General features: G+C 57.9%; 23 protein-coding genes. 10 read left to right on the forward strand and 13 right to left on the reverse strand.

From position 1 onward, the window contains the following. The first annotated feature begins 162 nt into the window (after positions 1 to 162). Complete coding sequence (locus J0X25_RS20110; protein WP_207289233.1) at positions 163 to 1,827, forward strand: BCCT family transporter; 1,665 nt, start codon at positions 163 to 165, stop codon at positions 1,825 to 1,827. Positions 1,828 to 2,015: 188 nt separating this feature from the next. Next, positions 2,016 to 3,377, forward strand: coding sequence for an aminotransferase class III-fold pyridoxal phosphate-dependent enzyme (locus J0X25_RS20115; protein ID WP_207289234.1), 1,362 nt, complete (start codon positions 2,016 to 2,018; stop codon positions 3,375 to 3,377). A 395-nt stretch (positions 3,378 to 3,772) separates the two neighbouring features. On the opposite strand, the gene ilvA is transcribed toward J0X25_RS20115, so the two are convergent. Then, a complete protein-coding gene (gene ilvA / locus J0X25_RS20120; RefSeq protein ID WP_207289235.1) occupies positions 3,773 to 5,029 on the reverse strand; it encodes a threonine ammonia-lyase in 1,257 nt (418 codons plus the stop codon). Continuing rightward, positions 5,026 to 6,444 (reverse strand): amidohydrolase, encoded by a 1,419-nt coding sequence (locus J0X25_RS20125; RefSeq protein ID WP_207289236.1) that lies wholly within the window; start codon positions 6,442 to 6,444, stop codon positions 5,026 to 5,028. The genes ilvA and J0X25_RS20125 overlap by 4 nt, the downstream gene beginning before the upstream one ends. Before the next feature lie 124 nt (positions 6,445 to 6,568). Between J0X25_RS20125 and J0X25_RS20130 the strand changes: the two genes are divergently transcribed. The 3 genes from J0X25_RS20130 (at position 6,569) to J0X25_RS20140 (ending at position 8,498) form a co-directional block, all read left to right on the forward strand. Then, complete coding sequence (locus tag J0X25_RS20130; RefSeq protein ID WP_207289237.1) at positions 6,569 to 7,540, forward strand: D-2-hydroxyacid dehydrogenase; 972 nt, start codon at positions 6,569 to 6,571, stop codon at positions 7,538 to 7,540. Between the two features lie 269 nt (positions 7,541 to 7,809). Further along, a complete protein-coding gene (locus tag J0X25_RS20135; RefSeq protein WP_207289238.1) occupies positions 7,810 to 8,160 on the forward strand; it encodes a MarR family transcriptional regulator in 351 nt (116 codons plus the stop codon). Further along, positions 8,157 to 8,498 (forward strand): type II toxin-antitoxin system PemK/MazF family toxin, encoded by a 342-nt coding sequence (locus J0X25_RS20140; protein WP_207289239.1) that lies wholly within the window; start codon positions 8,157 to 8,159, stop codon positions 8,496 to 8,498. Before J0X25_RS20135 ends, J0X25_RS20140 begins: the two co-directional genes overlap by 4 nt. A gap of 69 nt (positions 8,499 to 8,567) precedes the next feature. On the opposite strand, the gene J0X25_RS20145 is transcribed toward J0X25_RS20140, so the two are convergent. Continuing rightward, positions 8,568 to 9,746, reverse strand: coding sequence for a M24 family metallopeptidase (locus J0X25_RS20145; protein ID WP_207289240.1), 1,179 nt, complete (start codon positions 9,744 to 9,746; stop codon positions 8,568 to 8,570). Between the two features lie 216 nt (positions 9,747 to 9,962). On the opposite strand from J0X25_RS20145, the gene J0X25_RS20150 reads away from it, so the two are divergent. After that, positions 9,963 to 10,508, forward strand: coding sequence for a CDP-2,3-bis-(O-geranylgeranyl)-sn-glycerol synthase (locus J0X25_RS20150; RefSeq protein ID WP_207289241.1), 546 nt, complete (start codon positions 9,963 to 9,965; stop codon positions 10,506 to 10,508). An 84-nt stretch (positions 10,509 to 10,592) separates the two neighbouring features. Here the strand turns inward: J0X25_RS20150 and J0X25_RS20155 are convergent, their stop codons facing one another. The 5 genes from J0X25_RS20155 to J0X25_RS20175 all read right to left on the reverse strand — a co-directional run bounded on the left by J0X25_RS20155 (position 10,593) and on the right by J0X25_RS20175 (position 14,646). Further along, entirely contained in the window at positions 10,593 to 10,937 is a 345-nt protein-coding gene (locus tag J0X25_RS20155) for a DUF5615 family PIN-like protein (RefSeq protein ID WP_207289242.1), read from the reverse strand. Next, positions 10,938 to 11,231 carry a DUF433 domain-containing protein gene (locus tag J0X25_RS20160; protein WP_207289243.1) on the reverse strand — a complete coding sequence of 98 codons (294 nt, stop codon included), beginning with the start codon at positions 11,229 to 11,231 and terminating at the stop codon, positions 10,938 to 10,940. It lies immediately after the preceding gene. A 119-nt stretch (positions 11,232 to 11,350) separates the two neighbouring features. Beyond that, entirely contained in the window at positions 11,351 to 11,653 is a 303-nt protein-coding gene (locus J0X25_RS20165; protein ID WP_207289244.1) for a UPF0175 family protein, read from the reverse strand. 206 nt (positions 11,654 to 11,859) lie between these two features. After that, positions 11,860 to 12,609, reverse strand: coding sequence for a UTP--glucose-1-phosphate uridylyltransferase AglF (gene aglF / locus J0X25_RS20170; RefSeq protein ID WP_207289245.1), 750 nt, complete (start codon positions 12,607 to 12,609; stop codon positions 11,860 to 11,862). A 585-nt stretch (positions 12,610 to 13,194) separates the two neighbouring features. Then, positions 13,195 to 14,646, reverse strand: a complete 1,452-nt coding sequence (locus J0X25_RS20175; RefSeq protein WP_207289246.1) for a flippase — start codon at positions 14,644 to 14,646, stop codon at positions 13,195 to 13,197. A 106-nt stretch (positions 14,647 to 14,752) separates the two neighbouring features. On the opposite strand from J0X25_RS20175, the gene J0X25_RS20180 reads away from it, so the two are divergent. Together J0X25_RS20180 and J0X25_RS20185 are read left to right on the forward strand one after the other, a co-directional pair. After that, complete coding sequence (locus J0X25_RS20180) at positions 14,753 to 15,694, forward strand: hypothetical protein (protein WP_225896708.1); 942 nt, start codon at positions 14,753 to 14,755, stop codon at positions 15,692 to 15,694. 155 nt (positions 15,695 to 15,849) lie between these two features. After that, on the forward strand, positions 15,850 to 16,545 hold the full coding sequence (locus J0X25_RS20185; protein WP_207289247.1) for a CatB-related O-acetyltransferase: 696 nt from the start codon (positions 15,850 to 15,852) through the stop codon (positions 16,543 to 16,545). Between the two features lie 480 nt (positions 16,546 to 17,025). On the opposite strand, the gene J0X25_RS20190 is transcribed toward J0X25_RS20185, so the two are convergent. From J0X25_RS20190 to J0X25_RS39960, 4 genes are all read right to left on the reverse strand, one after another. After that, positions 17,026 to 18,204 carry a glycosyltransferase family 61 protein gene (locus J0X25_RS20190; RefSeq protein WP_207289248.1) on the reverse strand — a complete coding sequence of 393 codons (1,179 nt, stop codon included), beginning with the start codon at positions 18,202 to 18,204 and terminating at the stop codon, positions 17,026 to 17,028. A gap of 555 nt (positions 18,205 to 18,759) precedes the next feature. Continuing rightward, positions 18,760 to 19,614, reverse strand: a complete 855-nt coding sequence (locus tag J0X25_RS20195) for a hypothetical protein (protein WP_207289249.1) — start codon at positions 19,612 to 19,614, stop codon at positions 18,760 to 18,762. Then, positions 19,614 to 20,375, reverse strand: a complete 762-nt coding sequence (locus J0X25_RS20200; RefSeq protein WP_207289250.1) for an FkbM family methyltransferase — start codon at positions 20,373 to 20,375, stop codon at positions 19,614 to 19,616. The genes J0X25_RS20195 and J0X25_RS20200 overlap by 1 nt, the downstream gene beginning before the upstream one ends. A gap of 174 nt (positions 20,376 to 20,549) precedes the next feature. Next, on the reverse strand, positions 20,550 to 20,675 hold the full coding sequence (locus J0X25_RS39960) for an NAD-dependent epimerase/dehydratase family protein (protein ID WP_207289251.1): 126 nt from the start codon (positions 20,673 to 20,675) through the stop codon (positions 20,550 to 20,552). A 50-nt stretch (positions 20,676 to 20,725) separates the two neighbouring features. Between J0X25_RS39960 and J0X25_RS20210 the strand changes: the two genes are divergently transcribed. Both J0X25_RS20210 and J0X25_RS20215 read left to right on the forward strand, forming a co-directional pair. Further along, positions 20,726 to 21,622 (forward strand): glycosyltransferase family 2 protein, encoded by an 897-nt coding sequence (locus J0X25_RS20210; RefSeq protein WP_207289252.1) that lies wholly within the window; start codon positions 20,726 to 20,728, stop codon positions 21,620 to 21,622. Beyond that, positions 21,619 to 22,500, forward strand: coding sequence for a glycosyltransferase family 2 protein (locus J0X25_RS20215; protein ID WP_207289253.1), 882 nt, complete (start codon positions 21,619 to 21,621; stop codon positions 22,498 to 22,500). The genes J0X25_RS20210 and J0X25_RS20215 overlap by 4 nt, the downstream gene beginning before the upstream one ends. Positions 22,501 to 22,575: 75 nt before the next feature. On the opposite strand, the gene aglG is transcribed toward J0X25_RS20215, so the two are convergent. Next, positions 22,576 to 23,535, reverse strand: a complete 960-nt coding sequence (aglG, locus tag J0X25_RS20220) for a glucosyl-dolichyl phosphate glucuronosyltransferase (RefSeq protein WP_207289254.1) — start codon at positions 23,533 to 23,535, stop codon at positions 22,576 to 22,578. Positions 23,536 to 23,568: the final 33 nt, after the last annotated feature.

The following is a 23,568-nucleotide window of genomic DNA, read 5'->3' on the forward strand; positions in this document are numbered from 1 at the left end:
TTCGATCGGACTGTATACATAATCCGTAGATGATCCCGGTAATGGGGAAACACTTATTGTGTATATCATGGACGGGTTTGGTATGCCATCGCGCAGCAAGGCGAACGATCGGTGCTGGGAGAGTCGATCACCGAACGCGCATTCGCCACGGGGGGTGAGACGATGAGCGACGCCGAGGCGGGGATGATGAGGCGGTTCTTCGACGAGCTCGATCCGGTCGTCTTCCTGTTCGGTGCGTTACTCACGGTCGGCGTGATCGTCGCGTTCTTCCTCGATCGCGAGTTCGTCGCTAACGGGATCACTACCGTTCACGGGGAGATGCTCAGTTACATGAACTGGGCGCTGCTGGTGATCGTCTTCCTCATCGTCCTCTTCTTGCTGTTCCTGATCGTCGGCCCGTGGGGGAAGATCAAGATGGGTGACGAGGACCCCGAGTACAGCTTCTTCTCGTTTTTCACGATGTTGTACTCGGCCGGATTCGCCGCGGGGGTGGTGTTCTGGGGGCCGACCGAGGGGCTGTTCTACTACGCCGATCCGAACCCCCTGTTCGACGTCGAAGCCGGATCCGGCGCGGCGATGACGCTCGCGATCCAGCAGACGTTGTTCCACTGGGCGCTGCCCCAGCTCGCGGTGTTTACGATCATGGGCATCGCGATCGGCTACTTCGCGTACAACTACGACGACGTCCCGCTGCGAGTGTCGTCGGCGCTCACGCCGCTCCTCGGAAAGGAGAACCTCGACGGGCCGGCGGCGAAGGTGATCGACATCCTCGCCGTGTTCGCGACGATCGGCGGGGTGGCGACCTCGCTCGGCTTCATCGGGAGCCAGTTCATCTCCGGACTCGATTACCAGTGGGGGATCGACATGGGCGACGCCGGCATTCTGGTCGTGGTGACGACCATGACGATCCTGTTTACGATCTCGATGGTCCTCGGGGTCGACAAGGGGATCCGGCGACTGTCGAACTTCAACATGGGGCTGTTCGTCGTGATCATGTTCGCGACGTTCATCGCGGGACCGACGATGTTCCTCCTGTTGCTCGGGTCGCAGGCGATGGGCGGGATGATAAGCGACTTCGTCTCGATGAGCCTCTACACCGGTGCCGGCGAGGGTGGCACGGGGTGGGTGGAAAGCTGGACCGTCTTCTACTGGGCGTGGGCGCTCTCGTGGTCGCCGTTCGCCGGCCTGTTCATCGCTCGCATCTCCAAGGGACGGACCGTTCGCGAGGTCGCGTTTACCGGCATCGTCGCGACGTCCGCGGCGACCATTCCGTGGTTCACGTTCGTCGGCGGTACCGCGGTGTGGGCGGAGCACAACGGCGTCGCCGACTTCGGTGCGGTGATATCGGGTGAGGCCGGTCCGGAGGTCGCCGGATTCATCCTGTTCGACGCGCTCTCGATCTCGATCGCCGGAGTCACGCTACCGATCGATTCGCTCCTGATAATCGGATTCATGGTCATCGTGACGACGTTCTTCGTCACCTCGGCGGACTCTTCGACCCTTGCCGTCTCGATGATGACCACCGGCGGCAAGGCGTCCCCGTCGACGATCAACCGCGTCTTCTGGGGGATCGTCCTCGGTCTGACCGCCGCGATCCTCATGATCCTCGGCGGTGAAGGCGGTACCGGCGCACTGCAGGACGCGGTCGTCATCACGGGCGCGCCGTTCGCGATCGTCTGTTTCGCCGCCTTGCTCTGTCTGGTCAAGGACTTCAGCGGGACGCGGGGTCGCGTGTTGCTCCAGGAGAAGACGGTGATCTTCGGTTCGGCTCGCGGCCGAACCGAGGACGAACCGACGACGGCCGCCGAGCCGGGCGACGACGACTGAGACCCGACCGGCGATTCGCTTTTTCGCAGTCGCGTCACGTCCGACGTAGCTGTGCGGGGTCAGTCTTGCGCAGGGTGGATCGGCGACTCTCCCCTCCCGACTCCGGCGTGCCGGCCACGGGCGTCTCGATCCGACCACCGTGCCCATCTATAACAAGATTTAATGTACGACGTATACATAATTTGTGTATGAATAGGGACACCGCCGAACCGGACGTGGACGGGTTCCCCGGACCGAACGCCCGCCGGTGGATCGAGTTCCACGGGCAGCACGCGGCGCCCAGCGAGTACTCCCACGAGTTCGTCTGGGACATCACGCGCGAGGCCGACGGGCCGTTCGTCACCGACGTCGACGGCAACGTGCTCCTCGATTTCACCTGCCACATCGGCGCGGCGCCGCTCGGGTACAACAACGAGAAGCTCACCGACAAACTCGAGGAATTCGACCTGGTCGAGCCGATGAAGATCGCCGGCCAGGATATGTACTACGGCGCCGGTCCCTCGCCCGACGAGTCGGCCGTTCCGGGCTCGAGTCACCTCATGGCAAAACTGACGGAGGTCTCGAGCCAGTACGGGATGGACACCGTCTTCCTCTCGAACTCCGGCGCGGAGGCGATGGAGAACGCGATGAAGATCACGAACGACTACCGCGCCCCCTCGAAGTACGGCGTCGCGTTTTCGGGGAGCTTCCACGGCCGCACCCTCGGGACCCTCTCGATCACGAAGTCCAAGGAGGTCTACACGCGCCACTACCCCCAGCTCAGCGGGATCGAGACGGTCCCGTTCTGCGCCGACCGGGGCTGTGACGCCGACAGTTGCGACTGTGGCTTCTTCGCCGGTGGCGGCTCACAGCTTCGCAGCATGCTCGCGCCCGAGGGCGGCCACATCGACCCCGACGAGATCACGTTTCTCACGCTCGAGCCGATTCAGGGCGTCGGCGGCTACCGCTTCCCGAGCGAGGCGTTCATGCGGGAGGTCGCGGCCGTCACCGACGAGTACGACATCCCGCTGGTCGTCGACGAGATCCAGGCCGGGATCGGCCGCACCGGCGAGATCTGGGCCTCCGACCACTACCCGATCGAACCCGACGTCATCGCCAGCGCGAAGGCCCTCCGCGTCGGCGCGACCATCTCGCGCTCGGAAATCTTCCCCAGCGAGAAGAACCGGCTGGGTTCGACGTTCGGCGCGGGCGACCTACTGGGATCGATGATGGGCGCGTTCACGCTCGAGGCCATCGACGAGTACGACCTGCTCGAGAACGCGACCCAGCGCGGCGAGCAGGCGAAGGAACTGCTGCGCGACAACGCTCCGGACTACGTCGACGACGTGCGCGGGAAGGGACTGATGCTCGCCGTCGAGTTCGATACCCCCGAGCGGCGGACCGCCGTGGTGCAGGAAGCGCTGAAACGGGGGCTCCTGACGCTTGGCTGTGGGAAGAAGACGATTCGGCTGTTGCCGCCGCTGGACTCGAGCGAGCGCGAGATCGACCTGGGGATGGGGATCTTCCTCGAGGCGATCGAGGCCGTCGGCGCGAGCGCGAAAGCCGCGTAATCGATTTTCGTTTCTGATTCTGATCCTGCGACTCGAGACTCGGTATTCGGGCCGCTGCTCGTACAGTTCGGACCGTCCACGTGCGGTGGCGCGCGCTGCCGGCGCGCCCGAGCACTGCGAAGGCGCGGCGGTGACTATGTGCGAGGGATGAGTGAGCGACCGGTGGGAGCGAACGAATCGGCTGGGGAGGGTGTAGCACTCCCTGTTGCCACGATCAGTGAGCGACCAGCAGCAGTAATCGGATACAGAAACGCGTCTCGCTCACACTGGCAACTAGGGATTCCACACCCTCCCCAGCCGATTCGCTCACTCGCTTCGCTCGCTCCCTCATCCCTCGCGATATTCGAACCGCGACTCCGTCGCGGTTCAGCGCGCCAACAGTGTGCTCGAGAGAATCATTCGAGCGAGTGCTCGAGGACGGAAACCCCATCGAGCGCGTCCAGCGCCTCGAGCACCCCCTCGAGGTGCGCCGGCCCGCTCCCCTCGAGTCCGACGGTCACTGGCACTCGATTCGGCTCGTCGACGGGGCCTCGTCGCGCGCGCTCGAGGACGTCCAGTTCGGCGCCCTCCGACGCCACAGCCTCGACCACTGCGCCCACAGTCGACGGCCACCCCGCAACGGCCAGTCGCGCCTCGGTATAGCGCTCGAGTTCGTGCAGCCCCGTCCGGGTCAGTTCGGCGTGTTCGGTGAGGTTGACGTTCCCGCCCGAAATGACCACCCCGACGTGTTCGCCCTCGAGGTCGAGTTCGACCGACTCGGAGAGCGCGGCCGCCAGCGGCGTCGCGCCGGCGCTCTCGGCGACGGTCTTCGCGCGCTCGGCCAGCAGCGTGACTGCAGCGGCGATCTCCCGGTCGCTGACGCTCACGACGTCGTCGACCACCTCGCGGGCGATCTCGAACGTGGTCTCGAGCATCCGCGTGTCGGCGATCCCCTCCGCGACGGTGTCGACGGTCTCGAGTTCGCGGATCGCGTCGCCCTCGAGCGACGGCTTCGCGTGGAATGCCCCCTCGGGCTGGGCCCCGATAACGCGGATATCGCGCTCTGCGGCCTTCAACACGGTCCCGATACCCGAAATGAGCCCGCCGCCGCCGATCGCCACGAGGACCGTATCGATCTCGGGATACTGCTCGAGCAACTCGAGACCGATCGTCCCCTGGCCGGCGACGACCGCCTCGTCGTCGAAGGGGTGGACGAACGTCGCACCGGTCTCGTCGGCGCGCTCGAGGGCGTACTCGTAGGATCGCTCGTATATGTCGCCCTCGACGACCACCTCGGCGCCGTAGCCCCGCGTGGCCTCGATCTTCGCCGCGGGCGTCACCTCTGGGACGACGATGGTCGTCTCGATATCGAGCAGATCGCCGGCCAGCGCCACGCCCTGCGCGTGGTTGCCCGCGCTCGCGGAGATGACGCCCGCCTCGCGCTCCGCGGGGGACAACTGGGCCATCCTGTTGTACGCGCCGCGGATCTTGAACGACCCCGTCCGCTGGACGTTCTCGAGTTTGAGTCCGACCGAGGCCGCGCCGCTCAGCTCGGCGAACGTCCGCGACGTATCGAGCGGTGTCTCGTGGACGACGTCGACGATGCGCTCCCGGGCGGCTTCGACGTCCTCGCGAGTGACGAGCGTCGTGTGGCTGGCGCGGTCCCTGCTCATCCGTCGTCCTCCGCGCGGACGCCGTCCTCGCCGAGCGCGCCGTCTTCCCCAATTGCTCCGCCCTCTCCGATCGCTCCGCGCTCCCCGAGCGGCCCGCCGTCCCCGTGCGCCACGTCCGCTTCGTCCCCGACGTGTGGAACGGGGTGGCGACGCTCGAGTTCCTCGATCGTCCCGACCAGCACCTCGACGCCGTGCTCGAGGCTCCGCTCGTCGACGTCGAACGTCGGCGTGTGGTGGCTGGTGGGGTGATCGGACCCGACGATCATGTACGTCGCCAGGCCGCCCTCGTCCTGCACGCGCTCCATCAGGAAGGTGGCGTCCTCGCTCGCGCCGAAGTCGGCGGCCGGCACCACGCGGTCGATTCCCGTGACGCCCTCGGCGACCTCGCTCACCAGCGCCTGCAGTTCGGGGTCGCTGTCGGCCCGGGGCGACTCGCTGACCACCTCGACGTCGGCCCGGCAGCCGTGCATCTCCGCGGCCGACCGCATCGTGCGCTCGAGGCGGCGCTTCACGTACTCCATCAGTTCGGTGGTCTCGCCGCGCGCTTCGGCCGCCATGCTGGCGTGCTCGGCGATGACGTTGCTCGAGGTCCCCGCTTCGGCCTTCCCGACGTTCACGCGAGTCATCCCGTCACTGTGTCTGGGGATCCCGTAGGTGTTCACGATCGCGGTCCCCATGGCGTGGATCGCGTTCGCTCCCTCGTTGGGCGCCTTCCCCGCGTGGGCGGAGGTCCCCTCGATCGTCGCGTCGATGTGACACATCGCGAGGGGTTTCTCGATGCCGGCGATCACCTCGCCCGTCGGATGGTCGAGACCGACGTGGATCGCGAGCAGGTAGTCCAGATCGTCCGCGAACCGGCTCTTGGCCATCGGGCAGCCGCCGCCGCCCGTCTCCTCGGCCGGCTGGAAGAAGACGACCAGCCGCCCCGAGAAGTCGCTCTCCGCGATGTGCTCGAGGACGGCCAGTCCCCAGGTCATGTGGGCGTCGTGGCCGCAGGCGTGCATCGTCCCGTCGATCTCGGAGCGAAAGCCCTCCGCGACGGGGACGTGTTCCGCGTCGGTCGATTCTTCGACGAACAGCCCGTCGATGTCGACGCGCAGGCCGATCGCCGGCCCCTCGCCGCGCTCGAGGACCGCCACCGCGCCGGTGTTGCCCCCGCCCATCCGCTCGAGCAGGGCTTCGTCCGCGCCGCGCTCGCGGGCGCGCTCGAGCCAGGGCTCGAGGTCGTCGTCGGGGATGGCCATCCTATCGGCGGGGTCGTAGGCGTCGGGGCCGACGGCCAGTTCGTCGACGCCGATGGCCCGGATCTCCTCGACGAGCTGGGCCGTGGTGAAGAACTCGCGCCACGCGGGCTCGGGGTGGCGGTGGAAGCTTCGGCGAACCGTCGCGAGTCGATCCTGAATCGGCTCGGTCATGCGGGTAGCTAACGCGGTCGATCTCCTTAACTGTACACAATAGATGTTTACGACGAATACGCAAAAAGGATAAGAGAACCGGTGACAACCCTATAGTATCGCGTCGTATCGACGCGGACCACCGATGAGCACGAATCCGGACGTCGTCGTCCTCCGAGAGGGGACGGAAGGGCTGTCGATGGAATCGTACACCGAGACGCTGCGCGAGCGGTTACCCGACCGCGAGGTCGCGCTCGCCCGGACTCCCAGGGACGAACGCGAACTCGTCCCGCAGGCGCGGGTGGCGACCGGTATCTCGCTCGAGGAAGCCCTCCTCGAGGAGGCCGACCGACTCGAACTGTTCGCGTGTACGTTCGCCGGCACCGACCACCTCCCGACGGACGCGCTGGCCGACCGCGGCGTCGCCGTGACGAACGCGGGCGGGATCCACGCGCCCGGCATCGCCGAGCAGTCGATCGGGAACATGCTCGTGTTCGCGCGGAACCTCCACGAGGGCTGGCGCCGCAAGCAGAACCACGAATGGCGCCACTTCCAGTCGTCCGAGTTCACCGACAGCACCGTCACGATCGTCGGCCTCGGCTCGATCGGCCAGGAGATCGTCCAGCGACTCGAGGGGTTCGAGATCGAGACGATCGGCATCCGCTACACGCCCGAGAAGGGCGGCCCGACCGACGAGGTGCTCGGCTTCGACGAGGACGATATTCACGAAGCCTTTGCCCGGAGCGACTACGTCGTCCTCGCCTGTCCGCTCAACGACCTGACGCGCGGGCTGGTCGGCGAGGCCGAACTGGCGACGCTCCCGCCGAACGCCGTCGTCGTCAACGCCGCTCGCGGGGGCATCGTCGACACCGACGCGCTCGTCTCGGCGCTACAGACGGAGGGCATCCGCGGGGCCGCGCTGGACGTCACCGATCCCGAACCGCTGCCCAACGACCACGAGCTCTGGGACCTCGAGAACTGTCTCATCACGCCCCACACCGGCGGCCACACGCCGAAACACTGGGATCGGCTGGCCGACATCGTCGCGCACAATGTCGACGCGCTCGAGGAGGGCGGGGACCTCGAGAACGTCGTCCGTCGACCCGACTCGAACTGAGCGGCGTCGTCTGATACCCGAGTTGCGATCCGTTCGATGGACTCGAGCGTGGTGACTGTGTCCACGATTCGTTCGCTCGTCTCGGCTCCAAATTGACAGAAACGGAACGCCGTCGACTTCTCCGGCGCTGTGAGACCAGTCGCGAGAATGTCGGTTCGATCTAATCGTTGGCGAAAGATAGGATACATGGAATACTCCCGTACACACCCATATTCCATACGAATGATACGACAAATACATTTTTGCCGATGCGGACTCTTCTCACAGGTATGTCCATCGACATCGAGGAGTTCGAGGAGCGCACGTCGGCGGAACTCGAGGAGCCGAGCAACGCCGAACGAGTGCTCCGGTTCCTCTTCGAAAACAGGGACAAGGCGTGGAAGGCGTCGACGATCGCCGACCGATCGAACGTCAACGAAAACTCGATTTCGGCGGTACTGAACCGGCTAAAGGAGCAGGAACTCGTCCGCCACAAGGGGTCGTACTGGGCTATTACGGACGACACGGAGCGACTTCGTCGTGCCCACCAGTTCCATCGGACGATCCAGCGGTTCAACGAACTTTACGGTGAGGAAGACCGCGACGAGTGGATCGAGGCGAGCGAACGCGCAGACGAATGACGCACGCTCGAGGGACGATCGTCCTCGCAGACGATCCGTTCAAAGGCGAGGGTACGAGTCGACCGTGGCTGATCGTCGGAACGGACGAGGCGCCGTTTCACGGCGAACAGTACATTGCACTCACGCTCTCGACGAAAACGTGGTACGACGAACGCGTTCCGCTCGACGCCGACGATATCGTCGATGGCGGTCTCCCGAAAGACAGTTCGATCCTCCCGTGGGCGGTCGCATCAGTCGACGCCACAAAAATCGATCGCGAGCTCGCGACGCTAGACGAGCGGGTCGTCGACGAGGTCGTCGGACGACTCGGTTCGTACATCGGTATCGAACGGTACTGATCTCCACGTCGGCCGACTATTCCGTCGCTCCAGAGAACCCACGTGTCTCGAGCGCCGCGTAGGTGACGATCACGTCGTGAACAGCCGCCGCGGGAAATCCGCGAGCGTCTCCGCGCCGCTGCTCGTCACGTGGAACGTCTCGCTGATCTCCATGCCGACGTCCGCCGTCCAGATGCCCGGGATCATGTGGAAGGTCATGTCCTCCTCGAGGACCGTCTCGTCGCCGGGGCGGATGCTCGCCGTGTGTTCGCCCCAGTCCGGCGGGTAGCCCAGTCCCATCGAGTAGCCGATGCGATCCTCCTTCTCGAGGCCGTACTGAGCGATCGTCTCCCGCCAGGCCTCCTCGACTGACTCGCAGGTGACGCCGGGTTCGACGGCGTCGAGGGCGGCCTCGATCCCCTCGACGACGATGTCGGCGGTCTCCTCGAGTTCCGCGGGCGGGTCGCCGACGAACGTCGTGCGTGCCAACGGCGAGTGATAGCGGTGACGACAGCCCGAGAGTTCGATGATGACCGGATCGCCGTCCTCGAAGGGCCGGTCGGTCCACGTCAGGTGGGGCGTATCGGTGTGATCGCCCGAGGGCAGCAGCGGGACGATCGACGGGTAGTCGCCGCCGTACTCGTCGGTGCCGTTGATGAGCGCGTCGTAGATGGCCGCCGCGGCCTCGTACTCGGGGACCCCCGCCTCGATTGCGTCCAGCCCCGCCTGCATGGCGTTTTCCGAGATGCGGGCCGCCTCGCGCATGTACTCGAGTTCCCGCTCGGACTTCTTGATCCGCACCCAGCCCACGAGGAGCGTCGCGTCCTCGAACTCGGCCTCGGGGAGGTTCTGTTGCAGACGCGTGTACGACTTCGCGGTGAAGTAGGCTGCGTCCATCTCGAGGCCGATGCGACCGTCCGCGACCTCGAGGTCCTCGAGGACGCCCGCGACAAAGTCCATCGGGTGCAGGTCGTACGGCGAGTGGACGTGATCGTCGCTGTACGACAGGATGCTCTCCTCGGAGAGGTTAGTGGTCGCCCGCGCGCCGCCGGCGTCCATCCCGCGGCCGATCCAGACCGGCTCGTCGCGCTCGGGCGTGACGACGACCGCCTGATGGACGTAGAACGACCAGCCGTCGTATCCCGTGAGATAGTTCATGTTGGCCGGATCGGCGACGACGATCGCGTCGAGGTCCTCCTCGCGCAACCGCGCTTTCGTCCGCTCGACCCGACGTTCGTATTCGGCGTCGTCGAAAACGTCTCGAGACATGGTAACAGACCCTGCGACGAGGGTCCACAGGGAGCGGTAAAATTGTTTCGTGTATAGTGGATACAGATACTGTTTACACTTCAAGGCGAGGTGGGGACTGGGCCGGGAGACGGCGTCTCGAGGGGAGTCGAACGATTCCGCAGCGGATTTCAGCGCCGTCGCCCCGCTCGAATCGAACCACCGGCGGTTAAGACACCCCGGTTCGTTCCCGCGGACATGGCAGTACTCGAGACTATCGTTATCGCGTTCTGGGCGATGTTACCTGCGTACGTGCCCAACAACGCCGCGGTGTTGGCCGGCGGCGGCCGACCGATCGACGGCGGCCGGACGTGGGGCGACAAGCGCGTGCTGGGCGACGGAAAGAGTTGGCGCGGCACCGCCGCCGGAATCATCGCCGGACTCGCCCTCGCGGGGTTTTTGACCCTCTTCGCGAGCGACGTGAGCGCCGCGACCGGGATCGACGTCCCCGAGTTCGCACCGCTGGCCGCGCTGGGCCTCGCCGGCGGCGCGATGCTCGGCGACATCCTCGCCTCGTTTCTCAAGCGACGGACCGGCCGCCAGCGCGGTGCGATGTTCCCCGGCGTCGACCAGTTGGACTTCGTCGTCGTCTCCCTTCCCCTGACTGCGCTGCTGGCGCCCGACTGGTTCTTCGACGTCTTTACCTGGGCGATCGTCGCGGTCGTCGTGATCCTGACGCCGATCCTGCACGTCACGACGAATATGATCGCGTACAAGCTCGGGCTGAAGAACGAACCTTGGTAAGGGAAACACGGTTTTGATCGATCTCGGGGATCGGTTATCGAGGCTCGAGAAACGGGTGACGATCTGACGAGCGTCCAAGTGGATTCACAGCCATTCAGTGCTGACCCGTTCGAGACCAGTAATCTGTGGCTGCGGGTAGTGTTTTGACATCTCGTGGACGATATCGGCGACGTCGGCAGGTGGTATCGATAGCTCCGGAACGTAGAGTACAGCACGGTACGACTCGTCGTCGAACTCGAGGACGAAATCGTCGTCGTACGTGAGTATCAACCAGTCGTGATCACGCGAATACGCCGCGATTCGGTCGTCGATGGTCCCTTTTCCGAGTGTCGAAAGATAGTCGACGTGTTCCACGTCGTGACCGTAGTTTTCGAGACGAAACCCGATCTCTTGCTCGACGTTTTCGTCGAGCAACAACCGATAGCTCATCTATTCGTCTGTCGGCGGTGCTATCGAAGACCGTCGTCTCGCAACGTCGTCCGCCCGTTCGTGTCGTCGTTCGACGGCACGCATCTCCTCGGGGTTGGAGTGGTAGTACGCGAGTGCCTCGTATACGTCTGCGATGTCAAGACTGAACCGGTCAGCAATCGCTTCGGGACTCCGTCCGCGCTCTTCGACTCGAGTGCGGATCTCCCGAACCGTGACTCGACTGTCGGGCAAATGGGGTTCATCGTGAATATCCGAATCGTCCCCGGAAACGATTCGATACTGAGAGGTCGCCATTACTAGTGGGTATGCAGTTGATCGACTTCAACGGTTGGGTCGTGTTTCTCTCCGGTGACGAGTTCTGGTCAGTAACTCCGCGGAGACATCGTCGATGAGACCGAACGCGTCGATCATCGTCATAACTCCCGGGCAGTCGACGCGTCCGCGTCGAGGTCTTCCGGCGACAGCTGGGACGTGAGATTGCGTTCGCGGGCGATCTGTAGCCACTCCGCGAGGTTGACGCCGGCTATTTGGGCCGCCTGGTTGACCGACACGTCACCGGTCTGGTACCGATCCACTGCGAACTGAATCCGAATGTCGGACAGCCCCTTCCTGAGGGCGCGACGGACAACCGTGCTCTTGTCGTCGCCGATAAGCTCGGCGACCGATTCCAGTTCTTCAGCATCTTCGTCGGAGACTCGAGCGCTGATCGACGGCATGTATGCATCGTCGTAAGACGTGATACGCCGAATATCTACCGTCGTCAGACGCGCTGTCTCTGGTCGTTCTGGGTACGTGGGACAGCGAGCCGGTTGCTTGTGTTCGAGACGCGATCGAGCCTGTTCGTGAGTAATCCGACGAGCGACTCGAGCAGTTCTGGAGCGTCGTTCTCGAACGAATCGAGAGAAAAGTGGCTGGTAGTGCCTTATTCGGCGGTCGCAGCTGCTCCGACCTCTTCCGCCTCGGCGTCTTGCAGACGTTCCTCGGCGGCCTCGCGGTCCTCGGGATAGCCGACGTCGATCCGCCAGCCGTCCATCCGGATCGCGTCGATGGTCCGGCCCGACTGGATGAGCAGGTCGATCGCGTCCGGCAGTTCGTACTCGCCGCGGTCGCTGGGCTGGACGAGGTGACAGGCGTGGAAGATCGCCGGCGTGAAGGTGTAGAACCCCGTCATGACGAGATTGGACGGCGGATCGTCGGGTTTCTCGACGACCTCGACGATCTCGCCGTACTCGTTGGTGTCGAGGACGCCGTAGCGGGAGGCCTCCTCGTAGGGGACCTCCTCGACGAGGAACGCGGCGTCAGCGCGGTCTTCCTGCTGGCGATTGACGACGTCTCCGAGGTTCCCCCGGAAGACGTTGTCGCCCAGCATCAGCACGAAATCGTCGTCGATGTGCGGTTCGGCCTGGAGGATCGCATGGGCGAGGCCGAGCTGTTCGCGCTGGTGGGCGTACGTGATCGGCACGCCCTCGTACTCGTCGCCGTAGCGCTCGATGATCTTCTCTTTCATGTAGCCGACGACGACGACGATGTCGGTGACGCCGATCTCGAGGAGGTTGTCGAAGACGTCCTCGATGAGGGGTTTGTCGTTTACCTCGACGAGGACCTTCGGTTTATCTTCGGTGAGGGGGCGGAGGCGGGTTCCTTTTCCGGCTGCTAAAACGACTGCTTGCATATTCTATATGGTTTCAGTCGGGGATTATATGTCTTGTGAGCGACTTAGACTCGAATTCATTGGACACATCGTCGCGAGCGAACTTGAGATCTCGATATGATCGTCCTTTCGCTCGAGGGCCTCAAGGTGCTCGATCGCAGTCTTGGACGGTCAGTTAGTGACCCGCGGTTACTCATCGTCCGCACCTCTGGTGTCGGTATCGTCGTTCTCGGATCGACCGGTCTCGCGCTCGAACGCCTCCGGCATCGGCCCAGAGTAAACCGTCGCTCCTGTCGTCGCCCGCTCTGAGCCGGCCGGCTCGTCGTTCGGCTGTTACGGCATCGCTGTCTCCGAAGCTACATCCGTCTTCAATATCGGCGGTAGGCTTCCTACGGACTCAGAGAAACGTCTCGAGGATTTACGTACTTACTGATACTGGCGAGGCGTATCCCGAGAGAACTGGATGCGAGTACCCTTGTAGAAGGGGGAACGGATATGACGCGTATTCCAGCGGATTGAAACCATAGCGAACGCCGTTACCCAGAGTAGAAGACCGTAGCTATTTATCTAAGGAGAAGGAGCATGGAAGGCGAATGAGTACAATCGTCAATTTCGAGCCAGCGGAATATTGAATGGCAAGTTTCGGTCGACAGTTGTCCGAAAGCGTGGTGAGAGTCCGAGCAACGTCACGAAGTATACACTTGCACCGATTCCGACTAAGAGAATGACGGTAGCGACATTATGTCCGAGTACGGCATATGTGTTTTCGAGGTGAACCCCGCCGTACACGATCACACCCATGACGATGGCGGCGATCCACTGGCGGCTGATCTCCGTATACGGGATGGCGTAGTCGACAATCGATTGAAGGTAGTGATGGGCCACAACAAGACTGATCGCTATCGACAGCGCCGTTGCGACAGCTGCACCAAACCAGCCATAGAAATAGATGAGGAGAACGTTGAGGAAGAGATTACCGACTACGAACACTACATTGGCCCGGAACGCGAGATCCGGGCGATCAATAGCGTTAAGCGTATTGAGAATCTGGCTCTGATAACTCATAATTAGGTTCGCGATGATTAACACTACGAGAATAGTTGTCCCCTGAATAAATTCTTCACCGTAAATACGAAGGAGTCGTTCCCCGATAATCGTTCCGCCAACTAACCCCGGAATCAACAGTAAACCGGAATATGAAAGCGCATTCTCAACGAGATCAGTAACAGATTCAGTATTACGCTTCGAGGATAATTCACTAATTTCGGGAAAAAATGTGGTGCTAATGGCCCCGGCGAAGAGAATGAGAAACTGTGCGACATTCCAAGCAATCGAGTAAACGCCGATCAGTGTTGAGGGAACGAAGATACCGAGGACGATTACGTCTGTGTAGTTGAACATCCTTGATTGTAAACTGCCGAGCCAGGAAAACTTCGCGTAGTCAAATAGGCTCCGGAAATGACGTCTTTGAGGCAGCGAGAACCCATCGAAACGTCGTAAGGCTATCGACAGTCCAATCAGTACTACGACCGCATATCCTGCAACGTAGCCGACGAACAATCCAGTGAGTCCGAGTCCAGCTACGACAGCCCCGATTTGGAGGATTACTCGCCCACCGGTTCTCGTTGGAGAGAGAATCCCGTTGACGTGAACAAGGTGAAAACCCACTAGCAACGAGTTGACGATTGCGTTGCTCAGTGTGACGAACAGAAAGAGAACTACGAATTCCGTGGCCGGATAACCGATATAGCTGTCGACGTACGGGCGAAACAAGAGTATTCCGACCGAAATAATCACAAATATAGCAGTAATTAGTGCCATGCCTGCGATAGCGTACTCTTCTTGTTCTTCTCCCTCACTGACCCGTTTCTTGACGGCACCTGAAAATCCTATTTTTCCTGCTATTGCGAGCCAGGAAACCAATCCAATTACAAGGTAGTAGATGCCAAGTGGTTCCGCACCGAGCAGTCGTGCGAAGTAGATCGTAGCGATGAATCCGAGAAATGACGCAAGAAATCGCGACAGGAAGTAAACAATCGAAGTCTGTCCGAGTTTCATAAAGGCCTATAACCGGATCTAGGAGAAACCAGAATAACCTTTTGGGTTTTAGTTGTCTCGAACTAAGACGGCAGTGTTATTACGGGGGATACAGGTAGAATTTGCTATGCGCCACCACCTCCGTCGGGCGAAGCACGTATACGATACCCGAGGCTCGAAGGAGTTGGCTAAGGCAACGCTTGGATACATTCCTATTGAAATCAACAATCTCGTCTTCCGCCTTCGCCATGGATCCGGAACAAAAGTAATGAATGAGGACTGGGACAACCTCGTAATCTTGGACGCGTGTCGGTACGATATGTTTTCAGAGCGAGTCGACCTCAAGGGAGAACTAGAGTCTCGTATCTCACTTGGCTCAACAAGTGAGGAGTTCCTTGAGCGTAACTTTGGCGATGACACGTTCCACGATACAGTCTACGTCAATACGAATCCGTACCTTCCTCGACTTGATCTTGACGATGGGACGTTCCATGCCGTCGTCGATCTCCTCAATGAGTGGGATTCGGAACTACAAACTGTTCATCCGGAAACAGTCTGCAATGCGGCACATAAGGCTCATGAGGAGTTTCCGAACAAGCGTCTCATTATACACTTTATGCAACCGCATTATCCCTTTATCGGTGAGACTGGGAAACAAATAGAGGCGAGAGGCTGGACGACAGATGATGTAACTATTAACGGAACATCAATATGGGGCCACCTTCGCAATGACACAACAAATGTTGATCTGGAGACCGTTTGGGAGGCATACCTAGAAAATCTTGACATAGTTGTCGAACATGTGAGGACACTGTTGGATACCGTCATCGGAAAAACGGTGATCACTGCAGATCACGGAAACCTGGTTGGAGAACGGTTATCCCCTATTCCTACAAGAAAGAAATACGGACACCCCTACGGAGTATACACACCTGAACTCGTGAAAGTTCCTTGGTTGGTAATACCCTCCGATACCCGTCGAAAAATCGAATCATCCCTTCCTATCGATCAACAGACAAAATCAGACGAGATGATTGAAGATAGACTTCGGGCTCTGGGGTACAGATAATGAGACTAATTCATATAAAAGAGCCACCCTGCATGATATGTTTAAATTATTGTATATGCTTTCTATTCTAACTTTCGATATTATCCAAAATTCGACAAATGGACTTCTCCTTCCGTAATGTTAATATCCTTTAGTTCAAAATGGACCTCAAACCTATGAATAGGATCCTAGAGTTAGCTGAGCTTGTTTCATCTAAACTCGGTCATCCGCGGGTTGCACTTTCTCTCTCGAATTATCTGCTTAAACCCCAGGATGTAGAACTACAAGAAGGTGCAATTATTTCAAAAAACACTAAAGTGAGAGGGAATATCCGACTAGGGCCTCATTCTAAATTATCAACAGGATGTGTCCTTATGGGAGATATCGAAATCGGAGAATGGACAAATATAAATCAAAATACTGAAGTCGTTGGGGAGGTTTCATTTGGAAAGTACTGTGCAATCGCCCGAGATGTTCTTTTTCAGCAGAAAAATCATCAAACAAGCAAACCAGCCATGCAAATGCGGTTTTATAACAAAGTGTTAGACAGTAAACTAGAACACGTTTCATCAGGTCCAATTTCAGTCGGTAATGATGTCTGGATTGGTGCTCGATCAATAATCCTTTCTGGTGTAGATATCGGTGATGGGGCAGTAATTGGCGCCGGTTCAATTGTCACAGAGGATGTTGAACCGTATTCTGTCGTTGCAGGAGTACCCGCAAAACATATCAAATATAGGTTTCCACAAGATGTCCGCAAAAAATTAATTAACCTTTCTTGGTGGGAACATGGTGAGGAGATAATAAAGGAAAACAGAAAATTTTTTGAGAAAGATATACAGAACACTGAAGATATCCCTGGTTCATTTTAGATGTAACTGTTGATTCTTCGAGCACGGTTTAAATAAAATAGACATAATAATTTTGATAACATTGGCTAGATAAGTAACCTCAAGACAGTAGGACAAGACAGTTGCGGCAGAATCGGTGTAACGATCATATAGACTCTGATACAATAAGATACGCTTCCGCCAGCGGTAAACTTTCGACCGCTTCAGAACATTCTTCATTAAGTGATCATCTCTCAATCCATCTGTAGCGCGGCGACAGCAGCTGAAACTTTCGACAGTAACGATGTAGTGATCGCAGTGGATTACGGCGAGATATTGGAGAATTCGGATTTTATTGTTGCGTAATTGATTGCCTGCTGCCATGTATGCGACAAATGCTGTAGGTAGAAACGACAGCAGACCATGGCGGTAAATATAGTCTCATGTTTTGCTCCGAAATAGGATTTAGAAACTGTTTCTCCGAAGATTGACTCAGTACCTCGGATATCTAAATAGGCTGCTCTAATCTTCAAGCGCACGTCGAATAGCTGTTTCCAGTCTTCTCGTATCAACCTTTATATCTGGACCCCTCTGCTGGCAGTCAAGATACGAGTACTTATGACTCATGTTTTCAGCTATTCGATCAAACGTTGCCATTTTCTTGTCACCAAAGATTTCAACCACAGACAGATCATAGCCAAAGATTATATTAGTTAATCCCGCCCCATGTGTGGCGACGACGAGTTCTGCACGCGAGAAGAGATCAATTTGTTCGTGAACACTTAGCTGGCCGAGGACATGTGTCTCAATGTCGTACCGATTGAGCACCCCTTGGACAGCATCGATATTCGTGACACGCCTAACTGTTGCATCATCTCGCGCGATAAAGATCCGTTCGGTACCGGTTTTGTTCAAATCGTCGGTCCGCATCCGATTTCGGAGCCAAACGCATTCCGTCGGCGTCGGATCAGGAAACGTGGGCACGACTAGGGTGTCGATAGACGCGGTTCCACCGTCCCACTTCCTAATTTCTCCCTGGTAATCGATTATCTCTAGTGATTCAGTCATCCACGATGATAGGTTTCCGGGAACCAGTAAAGTTGGGTAGATGCCGGTATCCGATCCGTACTCCTCAAGCAGACGAATTCGAATTAGGCATTCAACCATCCAGTGATAGTAGTTTTTCCAAGGGGGAAGTGCGATAGCTGCCTGGTCGAATTTTTGACTAGTCTCCCCTGATCCCGAAAGCAAATCAATCGTTCGTTTGACACCGTTGGTACTCATTGACTGTGAAAGACTAATTCCTACCCTGCGGTGTGTTAATGGGGGCGTCCCTACCGTATCGGCGATGATTTTCCCGTCAGGAGTTACTCCAGGTCCAGCGGGTCCGAGTACCTTCGCGTTCGATACTTCGCAGACGAATCGATCTCCCGCCTCGTAGTACTCTGGCTCGGGTTGTCCTCTAAAACCGCGATTGCCCTTTAGTCGGATCAGTCCCTCATATTGCTTTTTCAAATCTGATTTTTGTCGTATTTCTTCACGTGAGAGTATTTCCAACCTCTCCCGGAGAATGTATTCATATATAAATCTATAATAAAGAAAATCGATTAGGAGAGTGTTTTTTCCCTCTTCCAAGAGTTCTGATGCCCCTTCCGACCGGAGTTTTCGGATAGTGCGACCAGGGAGATTATTTATTTCCATAGATATCGATATTATTTGATCAAACCGAGAAACGATTTCTTTCTCTAACTCCCACTCATACGTAATAGAAACAGATACAATTTATTTCTTCCGTTTAATGATGGTTTATGGATATCATGGGCGACCCACTCTGCATGATCGCACTTATATTCGAATTTCTCGAAGTCATGACCCGTTGGACGATCCTTGTTGTCGCCTCACCAGTCGTAGGCGGCGTACGCTGCCCCGCCTGACAACTGTGTGTACAGTAAGGGATCTGTTCTGGCTCAGAGTCATAGAGAAACGGCTACTCGGTCGACTCACTACGGCCGACTGGCCTCACCAAGCGGCCGTCCTTGCGAGCACTGCCTTCAACTCGGGTCCGATCCAATCCGGCCCCGCTTTGGGACACTTTCCGTTGTGATGACCTGTTAATTAACACCTCATCGATCAAGATAGAGCGCGATGCCGACAAAACGGAAGAACGGTAAGCGGAAACACCCGTGACCTTTGCCGAGACGGGTACAGGTAGTGGTTACGCTGATCAGACTCTAAAATTGTCGGTCCGTTCCTTTCTTAGCCGTCAAGGTATCCTAACGCTGCGAGTTGCTGTTTGACTTCTTCATCTGCGAGCGTTCGAGTCTCGAGGTCAGCTTCATCGATATCTGCACCAGTGTTCTCAGCTTCCATTGTAACCCACGGAACCTTTCGAATTTCGGGTATGACCACCGAATCCGGGTGGCCGTAGATTCCGAACTCTCCCGCGGCGTTTCCGTGGTCCGCTGTGATTCCCACAGTTGCCGTGATTAGATCCTCAAGCGGATAAATGCCATCCTCAAGCACCCATTCGAGGTTGTCCCGATAGGCTTCAAAAAACTCGTTAAGACTTATCTCACCGTCCCGAAGTTGTTTCCAGACAAACGACCCCCAAGTATCCGTCCCTTCAAAATCAGAGAACCACTCAGGACGGCTTCGAAATGGCACGTGTGGTTGCATGAAGTGAACGATGAGCTTATCGATGCCGAGTTTATCGCGCTCCCGCCACGCCGTCGCTGCATGGTCTCGGAGCGTCCCCGGCAGCACTGTCTCGACGCCTAATTTGTGTTTGGTGACGGGTTCCAAATGGAAATAACCGAAATCGTGAGGGTCTAAATCACTCGCATACGGATTCCCAGTGATGAGCCCGACAGATTTGTTCGACCGGCCACCAAACGTCCGTGCGATCCACGTTTCGCTCGTTGACCCTACCGACCAATACGAGCTGGCCTCCGGATGAAACTCGCGGAACGTATCGACCCGGCACGCGTCGGCGACACAGAGAACATCCCACTCCTTATCCCAGATCGGCGTCCCCGAAACCGTATCGCTTACCGCTGAGATCGCGTTTCCGAGGATTTTCTGGATACCCTGATATTTGTAGTATAGATACATTATCTCTTCGCAACGATATGATTCTCTCGGGCCCGGTCATGAAGTGTTTCGACCTCGTAACCTGACTCAGTGAGTGTTTCGGTGATAGCCTCTGGTTCAACAAACCGATCGTGAACTTCGACGAATATTACTCGGCAGGATTCCAGAGCAATATCGAACCCCGTAAGAACGTCGTGCTCAGCGCCCTCAACATCGATTTTCATGACTGTCGGTGTAGCGAGGTCGCGATTGTCGACCAGATCGTCTCCCGTGGTCTGCGGAACGGTACAAATATTACTCGAGTTAGCGACTCCGCGGGTCGTGAACGTTCCGAGGCCGAGTTCGTCGTCAAGGTTGTTAGGAACGTGGAGATCGATAGTCCCCTTATCACTCCCGATAGCCGACTCGACGACTGTCGCATCAATGTTATTGAGGTCGCAATTCTCTGCGAGTCTCGAGGCAGTCCGCGGATGCGGTTCAACGCTCACCACGTTAGCAACTAATTGACCGATATAACATGTGTGCGTACCGATGTTCGCGCCGATGTCCCAGAATACGTCGTCTGTTTCGACTTCCTCGATAATTGCTCGAATGAGGAATGCCTCGTTCTGGTAGTCGACCGCCCGGAGAAACTCCCGGAACGAATCCGTATGGAACGTAGCAGAGACACCATCGATGGTGTTCTCATATATTCCAGAGTTTAAGTAGTGTCTCGCCTGGAGGTATCGCCACTCTGCATGGTCCTGTGCTTTGGACACGAGTTCATCGGCAGTTTCCAACATATCTTATAGAGAGGGGAACTTTGACTGATAAATATATTAGGGTTCCAAACGAGTTTGTGAATCAGAATGGTCGCAACGAGATGAACAACTAAATCGATTGATTCCAGGGTGTTTAATCAGCGCCGATTTGTCGCTGAGATCGTGCGTGATTGTCCGCTCGTCAATAGTGTTCAACTAAGGGTTCGATCGGATGTCCGTATCAGTAACTTCATAGCCCTCTTCGATCAAACGCTCACAAAGAGTCGTGCCAACAGTTCCGCTACTTCCACTCACTAGAACCGAAAAGATTGGAATTATCATTCAACTCCGAGATATATTGATTTAATTACAATAATTATGGAGAAATAACTATGGTAGAATGTTCTGTAATTATTCCCGTCTACAATGACCCAAAAGGTATTCAAACCACTCTTGAGTCAACACTTCCGCAAAAATATGATAGTTACGAAGTTATACCGGTCGATAATGATTCGACTGACGAGACCAACGATGTAATAAAGAAGGCAAGCGATGCCTGCTCTAACCGCATCTACTCAGTTGAGGAAACCGACACCCAGTCCTCTTATGCCGCCCGTAACACAGGAATCAAACACGCATCAGGAAATATTTACCTTTTTCTCGATGCGAACATGTGGGTCCCTGAAACTTGGATTGGGGAAATGGTCACCGCCTTCGAGTCTCGCGACTGCGACTACCTCGGTTGTAATGTCAAGGTCGTCGCTGAGGACCACAATTTCTGGGAAGCATACGAGCAGTCGTTTTCCTTCCCCATCAAGAGCTACCTCGAGCACAAACACTTCGCTCCCACCTGTGCCCTCGCGGTCAGACACGAGGTCTTCGAAGAAGTCGGACTATTCGACGAACGACTTGAGTCCGGTGGCGACAAGGAGTTCGGCCAACGTGTCTACCGCGCCGGCTTCAAACAGTGCTACGCTGGGGACGTAACCGCATACCACCCAGCGCGGGACTCCTGGGACGCGCTTCGCTCAAAGGCACTCCGGATCGGTCGCGGACGGGCACAGAAGCGCGAGTACTACCCTAACACCTCTCACCACCCGGTGCATCCAAGCAATTTCCTCCCACCGAGTCCGTTCCGCCTCCGCCGACGTTTCTCGGGCCAAGGCACCTCAATACCGTCGCTCGTCGGGTTCTACCTGCTCGAGTACATCCTGAAACTCACCCAGAGTTACGGTGCGATTCGGGAAACGCTTTCACAACGTCGCTCAGACAAGGAAACATCTAGATGATTTCGATCGTCGTCCCAGTCTATAACGATCCCAAGGGCATTGTGACTACCCTCGAGTCTCTCCTCACCCTACAGGCCGACCACGATCACGAAATAGTCATCGTCGATAACAATTCCACTGATAGCACCCTCGAGATTGTCCGGTCCTATGAAAACGACCGACTCACCCTCGCTCACGAAACCGAAATCCAGTCCTCCTACGCTGCCCGTAACACCGGCATCCGTAACACGGACAGCAACATCCTCGCTTTCGTCGATGCGGACATGACCGTCCCCGATGACTGGCTCGAGTCCGCCCTACATACATTCCAAACAACCGGCGCTGACTACATGGGTTATAACGTCGAGCTCACCCTCACCGACAACCCCACCCTCGCAGCCCGTTACGACCACCACACTGGCTTCCCCGTCCAGCAATACCTCGAGCACCAGCAGTTCGCCCCGACCTGTTGTCTCTTCGTTCGCAGAGAAGTCTTCGAGGACGTTGGCCTCTTCGATCACAGACTCGTCTCCGGCGGAGACAAGGAGTTCGGGAATCGAGTCCACGAGGCGGGCTACGACATGCACTTCGCCGAGGACGTCACGATGTATCACCCCACGCGAAACACCGTCCGCGAACTCGTCAAAAAGGACCGCCGCGTCGGCCGCGGCCTCTGCCAACTCCAGCGGTACCATTCCGATCGATACGGCACGCCAGGTGTCCCGCCGCGGCCGAGTGGCGTCAAGTCACCCGATCCCGAGCTCGAGACGCGCGATCGACTCGCCTTCGGAGCACTTTCCACGCTCCTCACCGGCGTCCGCGGCATGGGTTACTACCAGGAATATCTCACCGGCGATCGACGCGACGACCTCGAGGGAATCCCACGACTCGAGCAATAGCACTCTCCAACCAACGGGATAACCAGAATTGATTTTCGAGTAATTCTCTCGAGTGTACTACGAGAACTCGTCTCGTTAGGCATCCACGGCCGTATCGCGATCAACGCTCAGCTCCGACCGATCGACCTCGAGTAGTCCGTACAGATACCCGAAGCCGACCGCTGCAGTAAAGATACAGATCGTTACGAACTGTTTCGCTTTCGCACTCGAGGGTCGTCGCACGAGATCAGACAACCGCTCCGGGACGAATCCGAACACGAGATCCTTCAGGTACTCGTTCTTGTCTCCAGATGCCTCGGGCAACAGCAGATCCATGATCCGCTTCGAGTAGCCCTGCCAGAACGAGCGAAACACCAGCCATCGGAAGTCACCACGGTAGTCGAACAGCTTGTGGTGGACTACGGCGTCCGTGTTGTAAATCACGCCCTTGCCATACTTGTTCGCGATACGAATGCAGACCGGCGCCTCGTGGGCCTGAACGTGCCGATCACCGTGTCGGCCCGTGTTCTCGTCGTAGCCGCCGACGTTCAAAAACACCTCCCGACGGAACGAGATGTTCGAGCCGTACGTGTTTCGCAACTCCTCCATGTGTTCTCCCATGCCGCGCTCGTCACAGCCGACCAGCCAGTAGAACTCCGCCGGGAAGAAGTCGGGTTTCTCGGTCACCCAGTCGGGAGCGACGTGGCCGCCGACGGCGAGAGCATCGGTCTCCTCGTAGACGCGAGCCAGTTCAGCGACCCAGTCGTCCTCGGCCACGGCATCGTCGTCGATGAACGCGACCACGTCGCCGGTCGCGATCTCAGCACCACGCGTCCGACTGTACGAAATCCCCTGATTCCGATCGTTGCAGTGCAACACGACATCGTCGAGGTCGCTGTAATCGTTCTGGACTCGTTCAAAGACCTCATCATTCCCATCGACGACGAGGACGACCTCGAGCGGATCGTACGTTTGAGAGAGAACGCTGTCGACGCACTCGGAGAACACGTCGTAGCGCTCCATCGCGTAGGTGCAGATGACGACGGAGACGTTCATCGCCCCTCGATTGCGATGAATGCTGAATAAACT

The organism is Haloterrigena alkaliphila (assembly GCF_017352155.2).
GTDB classification, from domain to species: Archaea; Halobacteriota; Halobacteria; order Halobacteriales; family Natrialbaceae; genus Haloterrigena; species Haloterrigena alkaliphila.

What these genes read in the sequence shown, in the direction of transcription:
- J0X25_RS20110 (WP_207289233.1), top strand. Translation starts at nt 163, where the DNA reads ATGAGCGACGCCGAGGCGGGGATGATGAGGCGGTTCTTCGACGAGCTC.
- J0X25_RS20115 (WP_207289234.1), top strand. Translation starts at nt 2,016, where the DNA reads ATGAATAGGGACACCGCCGAACCGGACGTGGACGGGTTCCCCGGACCG.
- ilvA (WP_207289235.1), bottom strand. Translation starts at nt 5,029, where the DNA reads ATGAGCAGGGACCGCGCCAGCCACACGACGCTCGTCACTCGCGAGGAC.
- J0X25_RS20125 (WP_207289236.1), bottom strand. Translation starts at nt 6,444, where the DNA reads ATGACCGAGCCGATTCAGGATCGACTCGCGACGGTTCGCCGAAGCTTC.
- J0X25_RS20130 (WP_207289237.1), top strand. Translation starts at nt 6,569, where the DNA reads ATGAGCACGAATCCGGACGTCGTCGTCCTCCGAGAGGGGACGGAAGGG.
- J0X25_RS20135 (WP_207289238.1), top strand. Translation starts at nt 7,810, where the DNA reads ATGTCCATCGACATCGAGGAGTTCGAGGAGCGCACGTCGGCGGAACTC.
- J0X25_RS20140 (WP_207289239.1), top strand. Translation starts at nt 8,157, where the DNA reads ATGACGCACGCTCGAGGGACGATCGTCCTCGCAGACGATCCGTTCAAA.
- J0X25_RS20145 (WP_207289240.1), bottom strand. Translation starts at nt 9,746, where the DNA reads ATGTCTCGAGACGTTTTCGACGACGCCGAATACGAACGTCGGGTCGAG.
- J0X25_RS20150 (WP_207289241.1), top strand. Translation starts at nt 9,963, where the DNA reads ATGGCAGTACTCGAGACTATCGTTATCGCGTTCTGGGCGATGTTACCT.
- J0X25_RS20155 (WP_207289242.1), bottom strand. Translation starts at nt 10,937, where the DNA reads ATGAGCTATCGGTTGTTGCTCGACGAAAACGTCGAGCAAGAGATCGGG.
- J0X25_RS20160 (WP_207289243.1), bottom strand. Translation starts at nt 11,231, where the DNA reads ATGGCGACCTCTCAGTATCGAATCGTTTCCGGGGACGATTCGGATATT.
- J0X25_RS20165 (WP_207289244.1), bottom strand. Translation starts at nt 11,653, where the DNA reads ATGCCGTCGATCAGCGCTCGAGTCTCCGACGAAGATGCTGAAGAACTG.
- aglF (WP_207289245.1), bottom strand. Translation starts at nt 12,609, where the DNA reads ATGCAAGCAGTCGTTTTAGCAGCCGGAAAAGGAACCCGCCTCCGCCCC.
- J0X25_RS20175 (WP_207289246.1), bottom strand. Translation starts at nt 14,646, where the DNA reads ATGAAACTCGGACAGACTTCGATTGTTTACTTCCTGTCGCGATTTCTT.
- J0X25_RS20180 (WP_225896708.1), top strand. Translation starts at nt 14,753, where the DNA reads ATGCGCCACCACCTCCGTCGGGCGAAGCACGTATACGATACCCGAGGC.
- J0X25_RS20185 (WP_207289247.1), top strand. Translation starts at nt 15,850, where the DNA reads ATGAATAGGATCCTAGAGTTAGCTGAGCTTGTTTCATCTAAACTCGGT.
- J0X25_RS20190 (WP_207289248.1), bottom strand. Translation starts at nt 18,204, where the DNA reads ATGGAAATAAATAATCTCCCTGGTCGCACTATCCGAAAACTCCGGTCG.
- J0X25_RS20195 (WP_207289249.1), bottom strand. Translation starts at nt 19,614, where the DNA reads ATGTATCTATACTACAAATATCAGGGTATCCAGAAAATCCTCGGAAAC.
- J0X25_RS20200 (WP_207289250.1), bottom strand. Translation starts at nt 20,375, where the DNA reads ATGTTGGAAACTGCCGATGAACTCGTGTCCAAAGCACAGGACCATGCA.
- J0X25_RS39960 (WP_207289251.1), bottom strand. Translation starts at nt 20,675, where the DNA reads ATGATAATTCCAATCTTTTCGGTTCTAGTGAGTGGAAGTAGCGGAACT.
- J0X25_RS20210 (WP_207289252.1), top strand. Translation starts at nt 20,726, where the DNA reads ATGGTAGAATGTTCTGTAATTATTCCCGTCTACAATGACCCAAAAGGT.
- J0X25_RS20215 (WP_207289253.1), top strand. Translation starts at nt 21,619, where the DNA reads ATGATTTCGATCGTCGTCCCAGTCTATAACGATCCCAAGGGCATTGTG.
- aglG (WP_207289254.1), bottom strand. Translation starts at nt 23,535, where the DNA reads ATGAACGTCTCCGTCGTCATCTGCACCTACGCGATGGAGCGCTACGAC.